The 3491-nt window shown below is 33.9% G+C and carries 2 protein-coding genes; one reads left to right on the top strand and one right to left on the bottom strand.

The features are described from left to right. Positions 1 to 146 precede the first annotated feature (146 nt). Entirely contained in the window at positions 147 to 896 is a 750-nt protein-coding gene (locus ABX784_RS16220) for a PilZ domain-containing protein (RefSeq protein WP_372656108.1), read from the bottom strand. 201 nt (positions 897 to 1097) lie between these two features. On the opposite strand from ABX784_RS16220, the gene pepN reads away from it, so the two are divergent. Next, positions 1098 to 3491 (top strand): aminopeptidase N (pepN, locus tag ABX784_RS16215; protein ID WP_372656107.1); only part of this gene is annotated, 2394 nt, incomplete at its 3' end.

Raw genomic sequence — 3491 nt, 5'->3', positions numbered from 1 at the left:
TATGCTGAAAAATATGATTCTGAACGTGCAGTGAGAATGGCGGTTAGAGTAAATATGAAAAAGGGTGAAGAGTTAGCTCGAAGTATAAATTTTGATCCTCTAAAACTTTCAGAAATTATGAAAGTTAAAACTACAACTCTTTGCTTTTAAGATTTTAGCTTTTTTTCTTTCATTTTCTTTCTAATCTCTTCTGCTCTAGCTTCCCCGTTGATCGATTTAAAGAGCTCTTCTTCAGTTCCCTTTGGAACATCAATAAATGCAATTCCAACTTTATAAACACCAGTAGGGTTTTCTTCAGTATCTTTTACTGCCCATACTTTCGCTACTTTGGCCTGTGGAATTTCGAATTTATCAACATTTAATCTGAGTAGACAATTTGTGTAAATCTCTCCTTCAGGGTATTTAACAAGGTCTACTTCATCTATAGAAAAGGAAGTTCCTCCTGCAGATATATCGTGAGCATCATAGACTGTATCATTTATTTTGAATTGAATTTTTACAAAAACATTAGCTGATAATCGATAATTTGATCTTTGCTGTGACTTATAAACATCTTTTGTAATGTGAATAAAGTAGTTTTTGTCTTCCTGGTTATACTTTAGAATACCATAGGTAAAATACTGAAATCGATTGTAGTTAACTTTTAAGAAGACTTCTTTATCGGTAAGTTTTGATTTTGAAAGCTTTGATAAAAATCCACCGGTAGAGCTTAGAATAAGCTTTCTGTTGTCATCAATTGTTTCAAGCTGAAACTCTTCGACATCACTTTCACTTTTTCCTTGCTCCCAAATATAACTATTTAGCTTATCCTTGGAAGCAGTATTAAAGGCCTCAAAGACCTCATCTAAGTCTACAAGTGAAAAGTAATGTTTCTTGTTAGCATCTTTTATAGTCATATCCAGAATATGTGTTTATCTCGTTCTTTCTTATATTTTAATCAAATTTCAGTTTTTTACAAAGTAGGTGATGATTAAGGAATAATTTTCAACTAGTTACTGGACCTTAGACCGACTTTTATACACAACAACCATGACAAATGCTGAAAAATCGGTATATTGTGGGCAATAAGTAAAATAAATTTAAAAAGGACTATATAGATGAAAGATGCCACTCCACAAACTATTTTTCTAAAGGACTATGCCCCTTCAGACTATCTAATTTCGACTATTCACTTAACATTTGATTTAGATGATACAAATACTCAAGTAACGTCAAAGATGGAAGTTAAGGCCAACTATGATATGTCTGCTGGTAAGAGAGATATGTTTTTAAACGGTGAAGAACTGACTTTAAATAAGATTCTTGTTGATGGTGTAGAGTTAAGCTCTGATAAATATGAATTTGTAGATGAAGGATTAATTCTTAAAGAAGTAAAAGAGAACTTCAATCTTGAGATACATAATACAATTAATCCAGAAGCAAATAAGGCGTTAGATGGTCTATACAAATCTGGATCTATCTTTTGTACTCAAAATGAGCCAGAGGGATTTAGAAGAATCACTTACTTTATCGATCGTCCTGATATTATGGCCGTATATACAACAAAAATAATAGCAGATAAAAAGAAATTTCCAATATTACTATCTAATGGAAATCCAACAAACTCAGGTGACCTAGAAGATGGTAAGCATTTTGTTGAATGGCTTGATCCTTTTGTTAAGCCATCTTACCTCTATGCTCTTGTGGCCGGAGACCTTGGTCTTGTTAAAGATGAATTTACTACTATGACAGGTAGAAAGATAGATCTAGAAATATATGTCGATAAAGGAAATGAGTCTAAGTGTGGCCATGCCATGGAGAGTTTAAAAAACTCTATGAAGTGGGATGAAGAGGTCTACGGCAGAGAGTACGATCTAGATATTTATATGATTGTTGCTGTAGATGCTTTCAATATGGGAGCCATGGAAAATAAAGGGTTGAATATTTTTAACTCTGCTTATGTTCTTGCTGATCCTAAGACTGCTACAGATTCAAACTTCTTTGGTATTGAAGGAGTTATTGGTCATGAATACTTCCATAACTGGACTGGGAATAGAATCACATGCAGAGACTGGTTCCAACTAACTCTAAAAGAAGGCTTAACAGTCTTTAGAGACCAAGAATTTTCTTCAGATATGAACTCTAGAGTAGTTAATAGAATTTCAAATGTTCAATCACTTAAAGCAAGACAGTTTGTTGAAGACGCAGGACCAACAGCTCACCCAATTAAGCCTAGTAGTTATATTGAAATTAACAACTTCTATACAATGACTATTTATGAGAAGGGAGCTGAGATTATTCGTATGATTCATACTCTTCTTGGACCTGAAGGATTCAGAAAAGGAACTGATAAATATTTTGAGCTCTTTGATGGACAGGCAGTTACTACAGAGGACTTTATCCATTCAATGAGTGTCGCTAATGATAACTATGATTTCTCTCAATTTTCAAACTGGTATCATCAAGCAGGTACGCCAGATATAGATATTAAAACTTCATATAACGAAGAAAAATCTGAGTACAGCATTACTCTTACACAGAGCTGTAGACCAACTCCTGGTCAAACAGAGAAGAAGCCTTACCATATGCCATTTGCTATTGGTCTTGTTGATAAAGATGGAAATGACTTTGCTCTAAAACTTAAAGAAGTATTTACTGCACAACCTCAGATAGAAGATAATATTCTACACTTAACACAAGAGAGTGAAACTTTTACTTTCACAGGAATTGATCATGAGCCAGTACCTTCTTTCAATAGAGGATTTAGCGCTCCAGTTAATTTAAAGTCTGACAGATCATTGAATGATTATGTCTACCTAATGGCCCATGATAATGATGAATTTAATAGATATGAGTCGGCTCAAGCATTAGCAAAAAGCCTGATGATTTGTTTGATTAAAGACTCTGCAAATGGTGTAGAGCTTAAGCTAGATGCTCCATATACTGAGGCATATGGTAAGTTAATCAAAGATGGTAGTTTAGATAATTCATTCAAGGCCCTTGCTCTTGGAATACCATCAGAGGGGATGTTACATCAATCTCAAGAAATTGTAGATTTTGAAAATACTCATAAAGTTAGAAACTTTGTTATTAGTACTCTTGCTAAGACATATGAAAAAGAGTTTGCTGAAATTTATAAGTCTCTTGCAGTTGAAAAAGAGTACGCTTTAACTCCAGAGGCCATGGGTGAGAGAGGACTTAAAAATATGGTCTTAAACTTCCTTCTTACTACTGATAATCCTGAGTATGAAAAATGGTGTTATGATCAATTTAACAATGCTTCTAATATGACAGATGAGTACGCATCTCTGGTTATGTTAATACACAATGACTCTAAGTATAGCGATGAAGTGATCTCTAAGTTCTTTACTAAATGGAAGCATGAAACTCTTGTTATGCAAAAGTGGCTTACTGCTCAATCTAGTGCTCCTGGGGATAAAACATTAAGTAGAGTTAAAGAATTACTTAGCAATGAGGTTTACGATAAGTCTGTGCCAAACTTAGTAAGATCT

This window comes from Halobacteriovorax sp., assembly GCF_041587335.1.
GTDB lineage: Bacteria > Bdellovibrionota > Bacteriovoracia > Bacteriovoracales > Bacteriovoracaceae > Halobacteriovorax.
The sequence above is the reverse complement of the archived record's forward strand: the minus strand, read 5'-3'. Positions and strand labels throughout refer to the sequence as shown.

Bases quoted from the DNA above. Each gene is read 5' to 3' on its own strand.
- ABX784_RS16220 (WP_372656108.1), bottom strand. From the start codon at position 896: ATGACTATAAAAGATGCTAACAAGAAACATTACTTTTCACTTGTAGAC.